This is a genomic window from Streptomyces sp. NPDC001508 (assembly GCF_040298665.1).
Taxonomy (GTDB): domain Bacteria; phylum Actinomycetota; class Actinomycetes; order Streptomycetales; family Streptomycetaceae; genus Streptomyces.
On record NZ_JBEPAP010000076.1, the window covers coordinates 24,914 to 44,047 of the forward strand.

The window sequence follows — 19,134 nt, forward strand, 5'->3', positions numbered from 1 at the left end:
GCGGCGGCCCCCCTCGTCTCCCGTCATCGCCCGTCGCCCGCGGACGCCGGGCCGCCGTCGCCCGCCTCGCCGACACCGCTGTCGCTGCCGGTGGAGGTGGCCGTGGCGGTCGCGGTGGCGCGGGCCCGGCGGCCCCGGCGCGGATCGGGTATCGGCACCGCGTCCAGCAGTTGCCGGGTGTACGGGTGCCGGGGCCGGCGCAGCACCTGCGCCGCCTCGCCGACCTCGACCAGCCGGCCCTGCCGCATCACGGCGATGCGGTCGGCCACCTGCTGCACGACGGCGAGGTTGTGGGAGACGAAGAAGTAGGTCAGCCCGCGCCGCTGCTGGAGTTCGGCGAGCAGATCGAGAATGCGGGCCTGCACCGACACGTCCAGGGCGCTCGTCGGCTCGTCCAGCACGATCAGCCGCGGTTCGACGGCCAGGGCGCGCGCGATGGAGATGCGCTGGCGCTGCCCGCCGGAGAACTCGTGCGGGTAGCGGTCCTGGATGCCGGCGTCCAGGCCGACGGACTCCAGCAGCGCGCCGACCCGTTCCCGGACGTATCGTCGGCCGCTGCGGCCGCGGGCCTCGGGATCGTGGGTGACCATCGGCTCCGCCACGATGCCGGCGATGTTCAGGCGCGGGTTCATGCTGGAGTACGGGTCCTGTAGGACGACCTGGATCTGGCGGCGGAGGCGGCGCAGTTCGGCCGGGGCGAGGGCGGCGAGGTCCTGCCCGTCGAAGCGCACGCTGCCGGCGGTGGGTTCCTCCAGCCGCAGCAGCAGCCGGGTCAGCGTGGTCTTGCCGCAGCCCGACTCGCCGACCAGCGCGAGCGTCTCGCCCTCGCCCACCGTCAGCGACACGTCCTCCACCGCGACGCTTGCGTGCCGCCCGCCGAACTCCTTGCGCAGTCCTGCCAGTTCCAGGAGGGGCCGGCGGGTCTCGGGTGCCGTTGCGGCTTCGGTCGTCATGCCGGCTCCAGTCGAGGGGTGGCGGCCAGCAACTGGCGCGTGTAGTCGTCGGACGGGCGGTGGAAGACGTCGAGTACGTCGCCGGTCTCCACGACGCGGCCCTGGTGCATGACGGCCACCCGGTCGGCGGTCTCCGCGACCACGCCGAGGTCGTGGGTGATCAGCAGGACGGCCATGCCGTGCCGCTCCTGCAACGAGACGAGCAGGTCGAGGATCTGCCGCTGCACGGTGACGTCCAGTGCGGTGGTCGGCTCGTCGGCGATGAGCACGCGGGGCCGGCCCACCAGGGCGCCTGCGATCATCACACGCTGGCGCAGGCCGCCGGACAGCTCGTGCGGGTACTGCCGGAACCGGCGTTCGGGGTCGGGGATCCCGACCTCGTCCAGCGCCGCGGCGGCCGCCGCGGCGGCCGCCGCGCGGGACAGACCCTGGTGGTGACGGAGCACCTCGGCGACCTGGGTACCGACCCGGCGCAGGGGGTCGAGGCTGGTCATCGGGTCCTGGAAGACCATGGCGATGTCCTGGCCTCTGATGCTGCCGAGGTCCTTCTCGGAGACGGTGAGCAGGTCACGCCCGTCGAAGAGGATCCGGCCGCCCACGTAGACGCAGGGGGGCTGCGGGTTGAGCCGCAGCACGGACAGCGAGGTGGCCGTCTTGCCGCTCCCGGACTCGCCGACGACGGCGAGTGTCTCGCCCTGCGCGAGGCGCAGGCTCACACCGCGGACGGCGTGCACGGTGGTGGTGTCCAGCCGGAAGTCGACGCTCAGGTCGGCGATCTCCAGGACCGGCTCGGTGGTCGGCTTGCTGCCGGTGGTCACCGGCTTGTCAGTGGTCATCGGCGGTACGCCTTCGGGTCCGCGACATCCCGCAGGGCGTCGCCGGTGATGTTGACGGCGAGCGAGGTGAGCATCAGGGCGACGCCGGGGAAGACCGCGACCCACCACGATGTGCCGAGGTACAGCTGGCCGTCGGCGAGCATCGACCCCCAGGTGACGGTCTCCTTGGGCACGCCCAGTCCCAGGTAGCTCAGCGACGCCTCGGCGACGATCGCGGCGGCGACGTGCAGCGTCCCGATGGTGGCCAGCGGCGCCATCACGTTGGGCAGCAGGTGGCGGCGCATGATGGCCACGTCGGTGACGCCGATCGCCCGTGCCTCGGTGACGAAGTCGCGCGAGCGCAGCGACAGCACCTCCGAGCGGACCACCCGGGCGTACGACACCCAGCCGGTGATGCCCAGCACGAGAATCACGTACCACAGGCCGGAGCCGAAGAACCCGACGATGGCCAGCGCCAGCAGGATCGAAGGGAAGGCGAGCTGGACGTCGGCCAGCCGCATCAGCACCCGGTCCGGCCAGCCGCCGAAGTAGCCGGCGGCCAGGCCGACCACGGTGCCGATCAAGCCGGCGAGCAGTGCCGCGCCGGCGCCGACCAGGAGTGAGACGCGGGTGCCGTAGACGACCCGGGAGAGCATGTCGCGGCCGAGCTGGTCGGTGCCCAGCAGGTGGGCGGCACTGCCGCCGTGCTGCCAGGCGGGCGGCTTCAGCCGTATCAGCAGGTCCTGCGCGTTCGGGTCGTCGGGCGCGAGCAGCGGGGCGAACACCGCGGCGACCAGGAGGAGGGCCAGGACGGTGAGTGCCACCACGGCGAGTCTGTTGCGCAGCAGGGTGCCCAGCGCGGCGGGGCGCCGGCCGCGCTTCGCCCTGGGGGCGGGGCCCGCGGTGGGCGCGGCTTGGGAGGTCAGGGTCATCGGGAGGTCCTCACCCTCGGGTCGAGGAGGCTGTAGGAGAGGTCGACCAGCAGGTTGATGACGACGAACGTGGCCGCGAAGAACAGCACGGCCGCCTGGACCAGGGGGAAGTCGCGGTTGGAGATGGCCTCGATGGTCAGCTGGCCGACGCCGGGCCAGGAGAAGACCCGTTCGGTGAGGATGGCGCCGCCCAGCAGGCTGCCGACCTCAAGCCCGATCACGGTGACCACCGGCAGCGACGCGTTGCGCAGGCCGTGCGTGAGCACCGTCTTCACCGGGCCGAAGCCCTTGGCGCGAGCGGTGCGGATGTGGTCGGACGAGAGCACGTCGATCAGCGAGGAGCGCAGCAGCCGGGCGACGACCGCGACGGAGTAGACGGACAGGGTGACGGCGGGCAGCACGAGGTTGGCGAAGGTGCCGTACCCGGAGGCGGGCAGGGCGTGCAGTCCCACGGCGAACACCAGGATCAGCAGGATGCCCACCCAGAACGGCGGGGTGGACTGCCCGAGCAGGACGCCGGTCATGATGCCGCGTTCCGAGGCGCGGCCGCGGCGCATGGCCGCCACGATGCCGGCCGGCAGGGCGATGACGAGCGTCACCACCAGGGCGGCGGCGAGTTCCAGGGTGGCCGGCAGCCGCTCGGCCAGCACATGGCCGACGGGCTCGTTGTAGGAGATGGAGTTGCCGAAGTCGAAGCGGAGCAGGCCCCAGAGGAAGTCGAGGTACTGCGTGATCAGGGGCCGGTCGAGACCGAGGCCGGCGCGCAGGACGGACTCCTGCTGGGCCGTGGCGTCCGGCGGGAGCAGCTGCTTGACGGGGTCGCCGGACAGCCGCACGAGGAAGAAGGAGACGGTCGCCGTGCACAGCAGCACGAGCAGCGCCGTGCCGATCCGTACCAGGACGGCGCGCAGCAGTCCGGCGCGGGCGCCCGGCCGCGGCCGGCTCGTCCCCGCCGTGCGCGGCGGCCGGAGGGTGAGGTCGCTCATCGGGAGATCTCCGCACTCTGCATGGCCAGCACACCGGCGGACCCCGGCTTCCAGCGGGGGCGGTTGTTGCGGGCGTAGATGTTGTCGATCTGGTAGAGGGGGACGAACGGGGCCTCCCGCTGGATCAGCCGCTGCAGATCGGCGAAGGCGCGTTTGCGTTCCGCGGGGTCCTCGGAAAGCTCCTCGATGTCGATGAGGCGGTCCGCGTCCTTGTTGTGCCATCTGCTCTGGCGGCGGTCGCTGCGGACGTTGGACTGGAGCATGCTCTCCCCGTCCAGCGTCCAGACGGTGCTCGCGGCCAGGTACATCGGCCCCAGCGCGCCATGGTCGTCGGAGGTGAGCCGGTCGGCGTAGGTCCCGGGGTCCAGGAGCTTGACCCGGGCGTGCACGCCGGCCCGGGACAGCAGGCCGGAGATCGCCTCCGCGATGTTGGAGTCGACGTTGGAGGCGGTCAGCGAGGTCGAGAAGCCGTGCGGGTATCCGGCTTCGGCGAGCAGGCGCCGGGCGGTGTCCACGGAGCGGGTGAACGGCGTGACCGAGGGATCGAAGCCGAACGCCCCGCGCGGGATCATGGCGGGCACCTCGGTCGCCTTGCCGCCGAGCACCGCCTTGATCAGCAGCGGGACATCCACGGCGTGGTTGAGCGCCCGGCGCACCCGGCGGTCCTTCAGGGGCCCGTTCTCCAGGGTGTTCAGCGACAGGTAGGAGGTCCTGATGCCGGTGTAGCCGTCCAGTCTGACGCCGCCGTAGCCCTCCAACTGCTGTGCCGCGTCAGGGGTGAGGCCGGCCACGAGGTCGACCTGGCCGCTCTGGAGCGCGGCGAGCGAGGACGAGGGGTTGGGCTGGGGGCTGAACACCAGTTCGTCCACGCGCGGGCGCCCCTGCCAGTGGCCGGGGAAGGCACGCATCCGCAGCTCGTGGTCGCGCTGCCAGCGGACGAAGGTGAAGGGCCCGGTGCCGACGGGGTGTTCGGCGAACCCCGCGTCCCCGACCAAGGCCAGGTGGCGCGGGGGGACGATCACGCCGCCGAAGAGCGAGAGCTTGTCCGGCAGGATCGGGTCGTGCACGCTCGTGTGCACGTCCACGGTGAGCGGATCGACGACGGAGACGCCCTTGACGTAGCGGAGTTCGACGATCGGTGACTTGGTCGCGGGGTCGAGAACGCGCTCGATGCTGAACTTGACCGCCGCCGCGTCACACGGCTCACCGTTGTGGAACGTGACGCCGGGGCGCAGCGTGAAGCGCCAGGTCGCCGACCCGCGGGCCGTCCAGGACAGCGCGAGCCGCGGCTGCAGGAGGTTGTCCATGCCCCGCATGGTGAGTGTGTCGAACATGTTGATCAGGGCGTTCATGGAGGTCATGTCGCCCTGTTTGTGTGGATCCATGGTCTTGGGATCACCGGCCTGGGCCACCCGAAGGATGTTCCCCGCGCTGCTCGCGGGGCTGGTGCCGCACCCGGTGAGCACCGCCGGAGCAGCGAGGGCCGGGATCAACAGGCCGCCAAGCCGCAGGAGGTCGCGCCGGGCCGGGCGCATGCGGTCCACACTCCGCGCTTGACGAAGTCGTTCCATTGAGCATCACATCCGTTCCGGCAGATGGAATGATGGGCTAAGCTAGGCGACATGGCGAAGACCGTCAACACTCAAATCACCGAGCAGGGCCGAGCGAAGGGCCCGATCGACAAGGCGATGGAAGTGCTCGAAGCGCTCGTCGAACCCGGTGCTCCCCACCGGCTGGGCGATCTGGCACGGCGTACGGGCCTGTCGAAACCGACCGTCCACCGCCATCTGCGGACCATGGCGGAGTTCGGGTTCGCCCAGCCCGTCGAGGGCGGCTCCTACCAGGTGGGACCGCGGCTGCTCGGACTGGCCGCCGCGGCACTGCACGACGACCGGACCCTGAGCCTTGCCCGTCCCGTGCTGGCGGAACTGCACCGGCGCACCGGCCAGTTCACCCACTACGCCGTGCGGCACGGGGGCGACGCGGTCCACCTGGAACACTCCGGGTCGCCCCCGGAGTTCCGGATGGGCATGCCGCCCGGCGGCCGCACACCCCTGTACCGCAGCGGCGTCGGCCTCGCGATGCTCTCCGCGCTGCCGCACGACGAGTGCGCCGAGGTGCTCGACGGCGTGCCGCCGGCGGCATGGGCCGCGCATCCGCTCGCCGGGGCGGCGGCGGTCCATGCGGTCCTGCGGGAGGCCGCCGAGCGCGGCTACGCGGTCGACGACGGCTACGACGAACCGGATGTGCGCTCGGTCGCCGCGCCCGTACTCGACCGGGCGGGACGTGTGGTCGGTGCGATCGGCGTCTCCGGGCTGACGTTCACCCTCGACCACGAGAGCGTGCAGTTGTACGGCCCGATGGTGCGCGCTGCCGCCCGCACCGTCTCCGCGGGCCTCGGCGGGCGGACCCCGGCGCTGGGCGTGGTCGGCCCGGCCGCGGGGGAGCGGGACGGCGGACGTGACGGAGGGCGGGCATGAGCCCGCTGGGCGAACTCCTCGCCGCCGGCCGGGACCGCGGGGTCTACTCCGCCGCGGCATGGTCCGTCGGCGACGCCGCCGCGACCCAGGACCGCGGCTGGACCGGCACCAGGAGCTGGGGCGGCGAGCCCTTGGACGGCAGCGAGCTGTGGGACCTCGCCTCGGTCACCAAGCCGGTGGTGGGGCTCGCGGTGATGGCCCTGGTCGACGAGGGCGCCCTGCGGCTGACCGACACCGTGGGCGACCATCTGCCGGAGTACCGGGGCGGCGACAAAGCGGAGTTGACGGTCCATCAGCTGCTCGCGCACACCTCCGGCATTCCGGGCCAGGTCCCCCTCTACCGCGAACACCCCACGCGGGCTTCCCTCTTGGAGGCGATCCGGCTGCTGCCGCTCACGGCGGCACCGGGCACGAAGGTCCAGTACTCCTCACAGGGATTCATCATCCTGGGTCTGATCGCCGAGGCCGCCGCCGAGGAGACGCTGGATGTGCTGGTGCGGCGACTGGTGTGCGACCCGCTCGGCATGACGGGCACGCGATTCCGCCCGGACGCCGAGGCCCGACGGCGGGCCGTGGCCACCGAGGACTGCCCGTGGCGCGGCAGGGTCGTGATCGGCGAGGTGCATGACGAGAACGCGGTGGTGCTCGGCGGAGTAGGCGGGCACGCCGGACTGTTCGCCCCGCTGGCCGACATGGAGCGGCTCGGCAGGTCCTTGGCCGGCGGCGCACGCGAACTGCTCCGCCCCCGCACCTTCGCGCAGATGACGGCCGTCCATACCGAGGGCCTGGGGCTGCGGCGCGGCCTCGCCTGGCAGGGCCAGGACCCGAAGGACTCCCCGGTCGGCCAGTCCTTCGGCCCCCGCGCGTACGGGCACACCGGCTTCACTGGCACCAGTGTCTGGGTCGAGCCCGATACCGGTCGTTACGCCGTCCTGCTGACGAACCGCGTCCACCCGTCGAGGGCCGGTGACGGCATCACGGCCGTCCGCCGCGCCTTCCACGACGAGGCCGCGGCGCCGGCCCGCGCGGACCGTTCGGCGCAGCGATCACCGTGACGTCCCGACACCTCGGTGTGCAGGGGCGATTCACCACGTTGTGCTGCCGCCCGGTGCTGTAGAGCCCGACGATCCAGGCGTGGACCTCGGCGTGGGCCTCGCCCATGGGCCGGGGTTCGGACAAAGTGCGTGCGCTGTTCTGGCCGGAGCAACCTCCCTGCCGACAGCCCGAACTGGCCATGCAGGGTCCTGACCAGGACCCCGTGGGGTGATGGTGCGGTGGAGCTCATCGTCTCCAGCCACGGCAGCCGCCGCCCGCCGCCCAAACCTTGGGGCGGCGGGCGGCGGGCGGCCTCGGCGAGAGACTCGTACACCCGGCTCGGCAGCTCGTCGGCGTCCTGGTCCCCGGCGTGCTCGGCGGTCATCGACGGGCGAGGGTGAAGCCGGTCACGGATGGTCGGAGGTGACGAAGAATCCCCGGCTGTCGAGTCGTGGCACGGTGTCGTCGAGGTCGAGGCCGGCTGCTTCGTCGACATCGGGCGCGAAGTTCTTCTGGATCATCTCGCGCCCGGTGGTCGAACCGCGCAGCCACCGGTCCAGGCCGTCGCGCTCGGCGACGGCGTAGGTCGACGCGGCGGCCTTGGCCTCGGTGGACAGGCTTACACCAAGTGCCTCCGCCGCGGCCGCGATCGCACCGGCACCGAGCCAGTCCTCGACCGACGGGCGCATCCCCTCGGGGACAGTGAGCATCGACGACCAGCGTGAGGCGGCCGCGATGACCGTCACCCGCGGGACCACGCCGCCGGTCAAGGCACTGGCACACCAGCGGGCGACCGCCGATCGGTTTCGCAGGCATCCGGCAAGCAGCACTGTGGCGTGCCGGGCGCTACGGACGATGTCGGCGCCGTTGATCGAGGTCAGCGCGACCCGGTCGCCACGGGCGACGTTGCCGACACTGCTGGGAGACAGCGTGAGCTTCGCGTCTGTTCCGCCCTGGGTGAGCGCCGGCGGCGCCACCTGGTAGGTCTGCGCGACCCCGCCCGGGCCGCCCAGCCGCGCCACTTCGGCGCGGGACAGGGCCAGTACGGCCGCGCCCCGGCTGACCGCCATGGTCACCGTGGTGGAGAAGGTGAGCGTGTCGACGACCACGACGGCGTCGCCGCGGTCGGCCGCGAGCTGGGCGGCTTGGCTGCCCCACTCGACGTGCAGATGTGCGGCCGGCCAGGGCTCGAACGGAGCGCTCGGCAGGTCCGAGGCACCGAACTCATGCATGGCGCGCGGCCACCAGGACGCTCGACTCCCCGGAGATGTCTACTACTTCGACGCCCCGGAGCCGGGGATGTCCGAAGACGAACCGTCGCTTGTCCTCTTCGTTGTCCAACAGTGTCGGACCACCGGGCGGGGTGAGGTCGTCGAAGACAAGCAGCCCACCGATGTCGAGCAGGTCGACGATCGCGTCCCAAGCCGGCGGGTGGATCTCGTGGCGCAGCCCGGCGTCGGCGAAGAGCAGGCACGCACCGCCGCGCGGGGGTTCGACCGCGTGCCAGTCGCTGTGGACCACGCTCACCCGGGGCTCTCCGGCGAACAGCGCGCCGACCGCGGCGGCCCGCTCGGCGTCGGCCTCGACCGTGATGAGCCGCGCGCCGGGAGCCAGACCGTGTGTGAGCCAGGCTGTGCCGACGCCCGCTCCTGTACCCAGCTCCAGGACCACGGCATCCGGTCGCACGCTGGTACTTGCGGCGAGCGTCGCCAGCAGTTGGCCGACCCCGGGCAGGCAGGACGTCGGAACCCTGTTCTCGGGCCGCACGGGAGGAAGATCGAACCGCTCGGCGAGCTCCAGCGCACCGGCGAGGTGTGTGGGTTCACCTGTCGCCGTCACACCGCTCATCGGGGTGGTTTCCATGTCAGCTCCTTGCTTCTGATGCGCCTGCACGCTGAGTGCGGCGCCGGTTGAGGTACTTCATGTGCATGCCGAACACGTCCGGGCCGTTCCAGCCGCGGCCGTACTCGACGGGACGGCGGGGTGCCTGTCCAGGCTGGTCAGGCAGTCAGGCCCGTGACCCGGGGCGCGCGGCCACCAGGACGCGCGACTCCCCGGACACGGCTGCTTCGACGCCCCGCAGCCGCAGATGTCCGAAGACGAACCGCCGCTTGTCCTCTTCGCTGTCTGTCACGCGGGACGTCCCTCGCCGAACAGCTTGATCCGCTTCAGTCGCCGCTCCGCGGTACCGGTGATCTCGGTACGACCGTGCATCACACGGGTGTTGTCGACAAGCACCATGTCACCGGGGGCCAACTGGAAGGTCGCGGTCAATGCGGGGTCGGTGGCCACGGTGGTGAACGCGTCCACGGCCTCGCGATGCGCGGCGCTGGTGACATCGGGATGCCGCTGGAAGCCCGCGACGAGCGCGTCGTGCCGGAACCGCACCCGCCATCGCCCCTCAGGGGTCAACCGCAGGACGGGCGCTGTCACCGGCGGTTCGTCCAGGCCCAGCGGTGTGTCCAGGAAGGGGAAAACCTCCTCTCTCAGCAGTGCTGTCGTGGTGCCTCCGTCGCGTTCGTCGAGAGCGGCTGCCACGTCGTCGGCCCGGACCACAGTGGACAGGCCGCCGCCGGCGGGGTCGCCGGTCACACACGCCAGTGCCAGGAACTCGTGGGGTCGGTGCTGGACGGGCGAGTCGGTGTGCGGCTTCTGGGCGGCGCGCCCCTTGGACAGGTTCGTCGGACCGGTGGCGGCATCGTCGGGGGCGACCTCGTAGATCAGGCGCTCAGCGGGAGCGCCGTTTCCCCTGCTCGTCGGCCGCCCGAACGCCGCGAGCAGGCCGATCAGCGCGACGTCGCTGGCCACGGGCAGTCCGGTGAAGCGGACCGCACCGTGGACGTCGAGGTGTTCGCCGGCCTGTCGGATGAGGTCGGCCAGGGCGGGCACCGCCTGCGTCAACTCCTCAAGCACCGTCTGCTGCACCCCGGAGGGCTCCAGCTCGGCCGCGGTCAGGCTCAGGCGTTCGGCGGCCTCCCGCAGCCCGTCATGTATCGCGTGTGTGTCGAGTGCGGGCGGGGCACCGCTGCCTGCCGCCGGGCGGGTGGTTTCCATGTCAGCTCCTTGTTTCTGATGCGCCTGCACGCTGAGTGCGGCGCTTGCTCTGGTACTCCATGCGCATGTCGAACACGTCCGGCCTGTGCCAGCCGCGGCCGAACTCCAGGGGACGGCCATCGCGCCCGTCGACGACCAAGCTGGTCAGGCCCCAGACCCGGGGCCGGCCCTCCAGTTCGAGGTCGGCCGCGATCTCCTCGCCCGGGACCTGCATGTCGACGCGCGTCCACTCACGCTGGGGGTGGTGGCCGAGGCTGGTCAGGATGGTGTGGAGCGAGCCACCGGTGGCGAGCAGGTCACGGAAGCCCGGTGCGAGATCGGCCGGCAGGCAGGTCAGCGCGGTGTTCGCGACCAGGCCGTTGACCAGGCCGATGCGGCGCAGCCGGACGACCTTGTCCCTGGGGCCCAGTTCGAGCCGTTCCCGGGTCTCCGGATCGGGCTGTGTGAGGACGGCGTCCACCGACTTCACGGACGGCTCGCCACCCGCGCGGCGCACCGTCTGGCTCCAACTCGGTGGCAGGTCGGGCCTGATGGTGAACACCAGTCGCAGGGCCACGAACGTGCCCGATCCCTTGCTGCGCCGCACCAGGTGCCGGCGCTCCAGCTCCTGGAGAGCCGCGCGGGTGGTCACCCGGCTCACCCCGTGCAGCGTCGCGAGTTCGTTCTCGCTCGGGAGCCGGTCACCGCCGTTCATGGTGGCGATCGAGTCCTCAAGCAAGTCGGCCAGCGCGAGATAGTTCGGCACGGCCCCGTTCGGCATCGATAACTCTCCTATCGTGATCCGCTCGACAGCGGCAGGGTGGCGTGGAGCCTGTGGCCTGCGGTGTCGAAGAGGTGGATGTCCGCCAAGTTCGCGATGACCGTGATGTCGGCGGGCACCGTCCGGTCGGCATGGATCCGCACCCGGGCGCGCTGGTCACCGCCCGTACGAAAGTGCACGAGCCGTTCACGGCCCAGTAGTTCCTGTTCCTCCACCGTGCCGTGCAGCACGAGATCCGCGCCGGTGGCGTCCTCGGGGCCCGCGACCAGCCGAAGGTCTTCGGGCCGGACTCCGAGGCAGCCGATTCGGTCCTCGGCGAGCGTGGCGAGCAGTGGCGCGGGCAGGGCGACCTGGGCCCCTGCCAGGTCAAGCAGGTTCATGCCGCCGAGAAAGGAGGCGACGAACCGGGTGGCCGGCTGCTGGTAGACCTGCTCGGGCGGGCCGTCCTGCTCGATCCGCCCGTCGCGCATCACCACCAGCCGGTCCGCGAGGGCGAGAGCTTCGGCCTGGTCGTGCGTGACGTAGAACGTGGTCGTACCGCTTCGGCGCTGCAGGCGACGGATCTCGGCGCGGAGCTCACCGCGCAACTCGGCGTCGAGGTTGGACAGCGGTTCGTCCATCAGGAGCACGTTCGGTTCGCGTACCAGTGCCCGGCCGATACCGACGCGCTGGCGCTGACCACCGGAAAGCTGCGCGGGACGTGACCCTGTCACTGGCCCGAGCCGTAGCAGCTCCGCCATTTCACGCGCCCGCCGACGGCGGTCCTGTCGGGGGGCCTTGGCCATGCGCAAGGGGTATTCGATGTTCTCCAGCACGGTCTTGGTGGGGTAGAGGGCGTAGTTCTGGAAGACCATCGCGACACCCCGTTCCCCTGGTTCCCGGTGGGTCACTTCCGTGTCGCCGATCACCACCCGGCCCGCGGAGATCCGCTCCAGACCGGCGATGCAGCGCAGCAGGGTGGTCTTGCCGCATCCCGACGGGCCGAGCAGGACGACGAATGTGCCCGGCTCGACGGCCAGATCCACGCCGTCGAGGGCGCGCTTGCCATCGGCGTAGACCTTGGTGATCGTCTCCACGCCGACCGACCGGCTGGAGGAGGCTTGTTCGGCTTGCTCGCCGCGCACTGCGGTCGTGGTCATGAGCACCCGCCTCACCGCATCAGGAGACCGGAGATGGACCGGGCCGCGTCATCCAGCGCCCGCTGGACCGGCTTCGTACCGCTCATCGCCGCGACGACCGCGTCCTGAAGCTGCTTCTGCGCTTCGGCCGCGTGCGCGCCGGGAAACTGGTACCAGGGCACCAGCGTCTTGATCTCGGCGACACCTGCGGCGCGCAGCGGTTCCTTGCGCAGCAGGTTTCCCAGATATCGCGGATCGGTGAGAGCCTGCTGGTTGACCGACGTGTAGCCGGACGTCTTCACCAGTTGGGTCTGCCCGGCGGGCCCGATCAGCTCCTGGACCACCTTCCACGCCGAGCGCCGCACCTTCTCGTCTCTGGCGAAGACCACCGCGGATCCACCGCCGGGCGGCGTGCGGCGGCGGCCGCCGTCGGGCACGGGCAGGACGTCTGTACGGATCGGGAACGACGCACCGGCGGCGACGGCGGTGCTCTGCGATGAGCTCTGCAGCATCATGCCGATGTCACCGCGGAGGAAGGCCGCGGTCAGATCGGCCGACGCAGTGACGGTGCTGATGCCGTCCTGGACGAGATCCCGCCAGTACTGCAGCAGTCGCACCATGGGCTGCCCGTTGACCGTCACATGTTTCTCGGCCGGGTCCATCATCGACCCGCCCGCGGAATCGAGCATGGCCTGCAGCGCCCAGTTCGAATCGGTGCTGTAGGCCCAGGCGACTCCGTAACGGGCGGCCTTGCTGCTGACGATCTTGGTCGCGTAGGTCTTCAGGTCGCTGAACGTGGCCGGTGCCCGGTCCGGGTCGAGGCCGGCTTTGCGCAGCACCTCCACGTTGAGGTACAGCACGAGGGTGCTGACGGAATAAGGCAGCCCCATCGTCCGGCCACCGTACTTGCCGACGTTCAGCAAGGCGGACGAGTACTGCGAGGCATCGAACTTCGCCTGCGTCATGAGAGCGTCCAGGGGCTGCGCGAGCTTGCTGTCGGCATAGGTACGCACCGAGTTGATGCCCACGAGCGCGACGTCCGGCCGGTGGCCCGCAGTGAGATCGGCCTGCAGACGGGTGTCGACCTCGGTCCACGCCGGCCCGGCCTGCTCGATCTTCACTGTGATACCGGTCCGGCGGGTGAACCCCGGCCCAAGAACGCGCTTGACATTGTTCACGATCTTGGGATCGGAAGAGGTGAGCAGGTTGATCGTCTTGGCGTCGGTGTTGCCGGCACCGCTACTGCTGCCGCAGGCGGTGGCTGTGCCCGCGGCGGCGACGGCGAGCGCCCCCATCAGGGCATGCCGCCGGGTGAGCGTGACGTTCATCGGTATTCCGTTTCAAGTGGGTTGGGCGCGGGCTCATTCGCCGCCGTTGGTCAGCGCGATGCCGCGCACCAACTGGCGCTGGACGAGGAGGAAGAAGAGCAGGAGCGGCAGCGTGGCCAGTGTGGCCGCGGCCATCTGGGTGCCGTATGTGCTGAGGCTGTCCGGTGCGGCGTAGCGTGCGATGCCGTAGGGCACCGTGGCCACCTGGTCCGAGCGCAGCAGCATCGAGGGCCAGTACAGATCGTTCCAGTGTCCGACGACGGTGAACACGGCGAAGGCCGCAAGTGCCGGCCTGACGTTGGGCAGCACGATGCGCCACACCATCGCGACGGGGCCGACCCTGTCCAGCCGGGCCGCGTCGAAGACACTCTGCGGCAGGGAGAGCACGAACTGGCGGAACAGGAAGATCCCGAACGCGCTGCCGACGCTCGGCAGTACCAGTGCGGTGTAGCTGTCCAGCAGGTTCACTTTGGACAGGGCGTAGAAGACCGGGATCCCGGTCACCTGCGGTGGTATCGCAAGGCACAGCATGACCGTCCAGAACGACAGCTTGCGGTTGCGGAACCTCAGCCGGGCCAGTGCGTAGCCGGCCGGCAGTGAGGTCAGCACCTGCGCGGCGAACACCACGGCGACGACCACGACCGTGTGCAGATACAGGCCGGGCCAGTCGACGTCATGCCAGGCCTGCCGGAAGTTGGCCAGGGTGAAACCCGACAGGCTCACCGACCCGGGCTTGAGCCGGCGGTTCGGGGTGATCGCGGCCAGTGCCATGAGCAGGAACGGGGTCAGCATGAACACCGCACCCGCGGCGAGCCCGGCACGCAGGCTCCAGCGAACCCACCTGCCGCGTCTGTCGTCGGCCCGGCGGCGGGCGAGCCGCGGGCGCGCTTCGGTCACCGTTGTCGTGCTCATCGACTACCGTCCTTGTCCCAGCGGCGCCCGCCGAGGCGCAGTTGCACCGCCACCGTGATCAGGACCAGTACCAGCAGTACGGCGTTGATCACGGAACCGCCGCCGATGTCGAGATAGCTCACTCCGCGCTGCCACGCGAGGAACGAGAGTGTGCTGGTGCTCTGTTGCGGCCCGCCCTCGGTCATCACCCGGACCTGGTCGTACACGCGCAGCGAGTCACGGGTCGTGATGACCAGCGCGAACGTCGTGGCCGGCCCGATCGCGGGCCAGATCACCGACCAGAACCTCTGCCAGGCACCGGCCCGGTCTATCCGGGCGGCGTCCTCCAGGTGGGCGGGCACGTTCGACAGGCCGGCAAGGAACATCACCACACACGACCCGATCCCCGCCCAGCTGCCGACGATCGCGACCGCGGGCAGCGCCAGCGTCGTCGACCCCAGCCAGCTGTCCTGCCCGACGAGCCGGCCGAGCGTCTCGTCGAAAACACCCGCGTGTGGGTAGAAGAGCCACCGCCACACCACGGACATCGCGGCCAGCGTGGCCGCCGTCGGCGCGAAGTAGGCGGTCCGCCACAGCCCCGCGCCGCGGCCGGCGGCCCGGATGGCGAGCGCGATCAGCAGGCCGCCCACGACCTCTACGGGCACGGTCAGCGCGGTGTAGAGAAGCGTGTTCCCGGTCGCCTGCCACAACTCCCGGCCGGCCAGGACGCGACGCCAGTTGTCCAGACCGGCAAAGCTCGTCTCCTGGCTGAGCGGATCGAAGTTCAGCAGCGCCAGCACGCCCACGGCCAGGACGGGCAGCACGACGAACGCGATCAGGAAGGCGAAAGCCGGCCCCAGCAACGCCGCGGTCACCCTGGCCTCGCGCAATCGGAGACGCCGTGGTCTCTCGTCCGGGGGCACAACAGTCGTCGTAGTCACAGCCCTGACGTTACAAATTGTGGTGCAGTCGCGTCATCCAACAAACTTGAACCATCAGGTGAACAACCTGTTACTACAGCTTTGGCCCGGTCGTCTCACCGTCCTGGGCGGCCCAGCCCTGTCGGGCCGCGTCGGCCGCGCGACGCCGACGGAAAATGACGGGAAAGACATGACGAGTACTCCCTTTGTTCACTTTCACGCAGGGGGGTGATGGTGTCGTACGGGCACCTACGGGATCCAGGATGCGACGCCGATGCCCGAGAGGCCGCCGCTGCCGCACTGCGCCAGGCCGCCGTGGCCGAGCACCCGTGGAACACATACGTCACCGTCCTGCCCAGCGGACGAGGGCGGCCCCTGAAGGAAGACAGAACTCGATGACCCGTTATGTGTTCGCCCACGCCCGCGCCGTCCTGGCCGATCGCACCCTCGACGACGCCCTCGTCGTGGTCGAGGACGGCAGGATCGTCGAGGTCGCCCCCGTTATCCCGGGTGCGGTGCCGGCCGACGCCCTCGACCTCGGTGGCGCGCTGCTGCTGCCGGGCGTTGTCGACACCCACAGTGACGCGCTGGAGAAGGAGCAACGCCCCCGCCCGGCCGTGGAGTTCGAGCCGGACTTCGCCGTCTTGAGCGTCGAGGGACGGGTTCGAGCCGCCGGTGTCACCACGGTGCACCACGCGGTCGGCTACCAGACCGACGTCATCAAGGACCGCACCATCGAGCGTTCGCTGGCGCTGACCGCCGCGATACGGGAACGGGCCGCGGACGGCGTCGGCCTGGTCGACCACCGGCTGCTGCACCGCCTCGACGCCCGCGACGCCGACGCGCTGGCCGCCCTCAAGGGCGTTCTCGCGGCGCAGCCGCACACCGACGTGCCGCCGCTGGTCTCCTATGAGGACCACACACCCGGCCAGGGCCAGTACCGGAACCTGGAGACGTACCGGGTGGCCATCCAGCGGCAGCAGCACTTGTCCGCCGAGGACGCCGAGCGGTTCATACGCGACCGCATCGAGGAGCGCACGGACGGCTTCCCGCAGCGCGCCCGCACCCTCGCCCACCTCGGCCAGGAAGCACGCGCGGGGCGGATCCGGCTGCTCGCCCACGACGTGGAAAACGCTGAACAACTGGCCGAGGTACGGGCGGCGGGCGCCGCCGTCGCCGAGTTCCCCACCACCCGCGAGGCGGCCCGCGCCGCCCGCGACGCCGGGATGCCGGTGGTCGCCGGCGCCCCCAACGTGCTGCGGGGCGGCTCGCACAGCGGCAACGTCAGTGCCGAAACATTGATCACCGAAGGACTGGTGGACAACCTGTCCAGCGACTACATGCCCACCACACTGCTGGCCGCCGCCCTGAAACTGGCACTGCGCAGGGTGATACCGCTGCACACCGCCGTAGCACTCATCACGTCAGGCGCCGCCCGCACCGCGGGACTCACCGACCGGGGCGCCCTCGCGCCCGGGCTGCGCGCCGACCTGGTCGTCGTCACCGCCGACGGCGGCCGGCCCACCGTACGGATGTCCCTGCTCGCCGAGGAAACCCGCGACAGCGAGCAAGCGCCCCTCTCCGTGGCCAGACTGCTGCAGCCCACAGGGCGGTGACCATGACCACCACCGAGTCCGGCCTCCCCCCGACGCCCATACGCGCCGCACAGACCCACTACGGCCGATGAACGACAGCCAGGGCCGATAGCTCGACGCAGTGGTCGCCGGACTCGGTGGCATGCCCGACGCCGGGCGCCCCCACATATCGGACCTGCGCGGACCCGGGTCCAGACGGCGGGAGCACGCAGTGCCCGCCGCCGACATGTCGTCCTCCGCCGCTTTATGTGACTACGAATTCCGCATCCAAGTAACCGCTTTGCAACGGTATCCGTTCTTTACGGCACGTCCATGACTGGTTAGCGTACCGATCACGCGCTCCATCTCCGAAATCCGCAAACTTCTGTGGGGGGTATGGCATGGGCAGATTCAGCGATCAAGAGCTTGGCATGGGACGGAAGATCACACGTCGTGACTTCCTGGACGGCGTGGCAGTCACTGCGGCCGGGGCGGCGGCCGCCACGGTCCTTCCGGGCGCCGCGCAGGCCGCACCCGCCGCACATGGCCACGGCCGGCACAACCGGAACGCACCGTACCCGCCCACCCAGACCGGCCTGAGAGGCCAGCAGCCGGGCGCCTATGACGTCGCGCACGCCGTCCGGGACGGCGACTTCGAGGCGGGACCCGTTACCGACACCCACGAGTCCTACGACCTGGTGGTGGTCGGTGGCGGTCTCAGTGGTCTCGCGGCGGCCTACCTCTACCGCAAACACGCAGGCCCCAGCGCCCGCGTCCTGATCCTGGACGCCCTGGACGACTTCGGCGGGCATGCCAGGCGCAACGAGTTCCACGTCGGCCGCACCCTGCTGCTGTCCAACGGCGGCACCGTCAACATCGACACTCCCAGCACCTGGTCACGCGAGGCCCGCGATCTGCTGACCAAGGATCTCGGCGTCGACCTCAAGGCCCTTGCGGCCACGGTCAAGAGCGACGCCTACGCCCCCTACTCCCTGGGCAGCGCCACCCTGTTCACCGCCGAACGATGGGGCAAGGACCGTCTGGTGACCCAGGAACCGGGGGAATCCTGGGCGTCGTACGTCGCCAAGCTGCCGATGAGCGAGGCAAGCCGGTCGGCCCTGGTGCGCCTGCGCACCACGACCGAGGACTTCTACCCCGGCCTGACCGACGCCCAGAAGAAGCAGATCCTCGCGCGCACTCCGTACGAGACCTACCTGCGGGAGAAGATCGGCCTGGACGACGACGCCCTGGAAATCGTCAAGCGCGGCACGAACGGCCTGTGGGGCGTCAACGTCGACCGGGTTGCCGCGGCCGACGCATGGGCCACCGGGCAGCCGGGTTTCGACGGACTCGGACTCACCGACGCCGCGTGGCCGGGCGCCGGCTTCACGCCGTTGATGCACCTGAAGGAAACAGAGGAAGACGGCAACTTCTACTTCCCCGAGGGCAACGCGTCGATCGCCCGCCTGCTCGTCAGCAAGCTCGTCCCGCACGCATTCGATGTGCGCCACCCCGACTGGCAGGAGATCGTCACCGCGAAAGCCGACTACAGCGGACTCGACCACCCAGGCAACCGAGTCCGCGTCCGGCTGTCCAGCACGGCGTTCGAGGTACGCAATGCCGGCCGGCACGGTGTGGTCGTCGCCTACTCGAAGGGCGGACGCAGCTACCGGGTGAAGGCCAAGGGCGCTGTCATGGCCTGCTGGAACTCCGTCACCTCCTACCTCGTCCCCGAACTGCCCGAAGAACAGGTGACCGCGATGCGCTACGGCGTCAAGGTGCCTTTGGTGTACGCGCGGGTCGCGCTGAAGGACTGGCGGCCCTTCGCCGCGGCCCGGGTCTCCCGCGTCAGCACGCCCTCCGGCTTCTTCAGCGGCTTCGGCCTGCCGACGGTCACCGAGATCGGCGACTTCACGATGCCGCACCGGCCCGAACTGCCCACCGTGGTCTGCCTGTCGGCCACTCCCCATTCCCCCGGCCTGGTCTGCCGCGAGCAGCACAAGGCCGGCCGCCGACAGCTGATCAGGATGCCTTTCGAGACCTTCGAGCGTGAGATACGCGACTCGATGGCCCGCTCCCTCGCCGACCACGGCTTCGACCCGGCCCGAGACATCACCGCGATCACCGTCAACCGGTGGGCGCACGGCTACGCCTACGAGTACAACTCCCTCGACGACCCTGACCTGTTCCGGCCTGAGCCTCGATCCACCGCGTGAATTCTGATCAAGGGTGTCGGGCGGGTTCCGGGTGTTTCTGCGGGGTGCGGGCAGCGGCGATCGCCGGGTGTC

Annotated in this window: 18 protein-coding genes; 4 read left to right on the forward strand and 14 right to left on the reverse strand. The window is 70.6% G+C overall.

The genetic code is table 11. The features are described 5' to 3' along the window. Positions 1-23: 23 nt before the first annotated feature. The 5 genes from ABT245_RS39960 to ABT245_RS39980 are packed head-to-tail and all read right to left on the reverse strand — an operon-like array spanning position 24 to position 5,221. Positions 24-953 (reverse strand): ATP-binding cassette domain-containing protein, encoded by a 930-nt coding sequence (locus tag ABT245_RS39960; protein WP_351744193.1) that lies wholly within the window; start codon positions 951-953, stop codon positions 24-26. Continuing rightward, positions 950-1,789, reverse strand: a complete 840-nt coding sequence (locus tag ABT245_RS39965; protein ID WP_351744196.1) for an ATP-binding cassette domain-containing protein — start codon at positions 1,787-1,789, stop codon at positions 950-952. The genes ABT245_RS39960 and ABT245_RS39965 overlap by 4 nt, the downstream gene beginning before the upstream one ends. Further along, complete coding sequence (locus ABT245_RS39970; RefSeq protein WP_351744199.1) at positions 1,786-2,700, reverse strand: ABC transporter permease; 915 nt, start codon at positions 2,698-2,700, stop codon at positions 1,786-1,788. Before ABT245_RS39970 ends, ABT245_RS39965 begins: the two co-directional genes overlap by 4 nt. Beyond that, positions 2,697-3,686: an ABC transporter permease gene (locus tag ABT245_RS39975; RefSeq protein WP_351744202.1), complete on the reverse strand. Its 990-nt coding sequence runs from the start codon at positions 3,684-3,686 to the stop codon at positions 2,697-2,699. Before ABT245_RS39975 ends, ABT245_RS39970 begins: the two co-directional genes overlap by 4 nt. Beyond that, entirely contained in the window at positions 3,683-5,221 is a 1,539-nt protein-coding gene (locus ABT245_RS39980) for an ABC transporter substrate-binding protein (RefSeq protein WP_502982285.1), read from the reverse strand. Before ABT245_RS39980 ends, ABT245_RS39975 begins: the two co-directional genes overlap by 4 nt. An 87-nt stretch (positions 5,222-5,308) precedes the next feature. Here ABT245_RS39980 and ABT245_RS39985 point away from each other — a divergent pair, with 87 nt between their 5' ends. Continuing rightward, on the forward strand, positions 5,309-6,166 hold the full coding sequence (locus ABT245_RS39985; protein WP_351744208.1) for an IclR family transcriptional regulator: 858 nt from the start codon (positions 5,309-5,311) through the stop codon (positions 6,164-6,166). Further along, the gene (locus tag ABT245_RS39990; RefSeq protein ID WP_351744211.1) at positions 6,163-7,221 is read left to right on the forward strand and encodes a serine hydrolase domain-containing protein; all 1,059 of its coding nucleotides are present in this window, start codon (positions 6,163-6,165) and stop codon (positions 7,219-7,221) included. Before ABT245_RS39985 ends, ABT245_RS39990 begins: the two co-directional genes overlap by 4 nt. Before the next feature lie 387 nt (positions 7,222-7,608). Here the strand turns inward: ABT245_RS39990 and ABT245_RS39995 are convergent, their stop codons facing one another. The 9 genes from ABT245_RS39995 to ABT245_RS40035 all read right to left on the reverse strand — a co-directional run bounded on the left by ABT245_RS39995 (position 7,609) and on the right by ABT245_RS40035 (position 15,293). Then, complete coding sequence (locus ABT245_RS39995; RefSeq protein ID WP_351744214.1) at positions 7,609-8,433, reverse strand: 2-phosphosulfolactate phosphatase; 825 nt, start codon at positions 8,431-8,433, stop codon at positions 7,609-7,611. Beyond that, a complete protein-coding gene (locus ABT245_RS40000; RefSeq protein ID WP_351744217.1) occupies positions 8,426-9,064 on the reverse strand; it encodes an O-methyltransferase in 639 nt (212 codons plus the stop codon). The genes ABT245_RS39995 and ABT245_RS40000 overlap by 8 nt, the downstream gene beginning before the upstream one ends. A 145-nt stretch (positions 9,065-9,209) precedes the next feature. Next, entirely contained in the window at positions 9,210-9,335 is a 126-nt protein-coding gene (locus ABT245_RS40005) for a hypothetical protein (RefSeq protein ID WP_351744220.1), read from the reverse strand. Continuing rightward, entirely contained in the window at positions 9,332-10,255 is a 924-nt protein-coding gene (locus tag ABT245_RS40010) for a TauD/TfdA family dioxygenase (RefSeq protein WP_351744223.1), read from the reverse strand. The genes ABT245_RS40005 and ABT245_RS40010 overlap by 4 nt, the downstream gene beginning before the upstream one ends. 1 nt (position 10,256) lies before the next feature. Then, positions 10,257-11,015, reverse strand: a complete 759-nt coding sequence (locus ABT245_RS40015; protein WP_351744226.1) for a GntR family transcriptional regulator — start codon at positions 11,013-11,015, stop codon at positions 10,257-10,259. Between the two features lie 11 nt (positions 11,016-11,026). Beyond that, a complete protein-coding gene (locus ABT245_RS40020; RefSeq protein ID WP_351744229.1) occupies positions 11,027-12,154 on the reverse strand; it encodes an ABC transporter ATP-binding protein in 1,128 nt (375 codons plus the stop codon). A gap of 11 nt (positions 12,155-12,165) precedes the next feature. After that, positions 12,166-13,461 carry an ABC transporter substrate-binding protein gene (locus tag ABT245_RS40025; protein ID WP_351744232.1) on the reverse strand — a complete coding sequence of 432 codons (1,296 nt, stop codon included), beginning with the start codon at positions 13,459-13,461 and terminating at the stop codon, positions 12,166-12,168. A 33-nt stretch (positions 13,462-13,494) separates the two neighbouring features. Further along, positions 13,495-14,373, reverse strand: a complete 879-nt coding sequence (locus tag ABT245_RS40030; RefSeq protein WP_351744235.1) for a carbohydrate ABC transporter permease — start codon at positions 14,371-14,373, stop codon at positions 13,495-13,497. After that, entirely contained in the window at positions 14,370-15,293 is a 924-nt protein-coding gene (locus ABT245_RS40035) for a carbohydrate ABC transporter permease (protein WP_351744238.1), read from the reverse strand. The genes ABT245_RS40030 and ABT245_RS40035 overlap by 4 nt, the downstream gene beginning before the upstream one ends. A gap of 374 nt (positions 15,294-15,667) precedes the next feature. Between ABT245_RS40035 and ABT245_RS40040 the strand changes: the two genes are divergently transcribed. Continuing rightward, the gene (locus tag ABT245_RS40040) at positions 15,668-16,888 is read left to right on the forward strand and encodes an alpha-D-ribose 1-methylphosphonate 5-triphosphate diphosphatase (RefSeq protein WP_351744241.1); all 1,221 of its coding nucleotides are present in this window, start codon (positions 15,668-15,670) and stop codon (positions 16,886-16,888) included. 389 nt (positions 16,889-17,277) lie between these two features. Next, complete coding sequence (locus ABT245_RS40045) at positions 17,278-19,062, forward strand: flavin monoamine oxidase family protein (protein ID WP_351744244.1); 1,785 nt, start codon at positions 17,278-17,280, stop codon at positions 19,060-19,062. Positions 19,063-19,134: the final 72 nt, after the last annotated feature.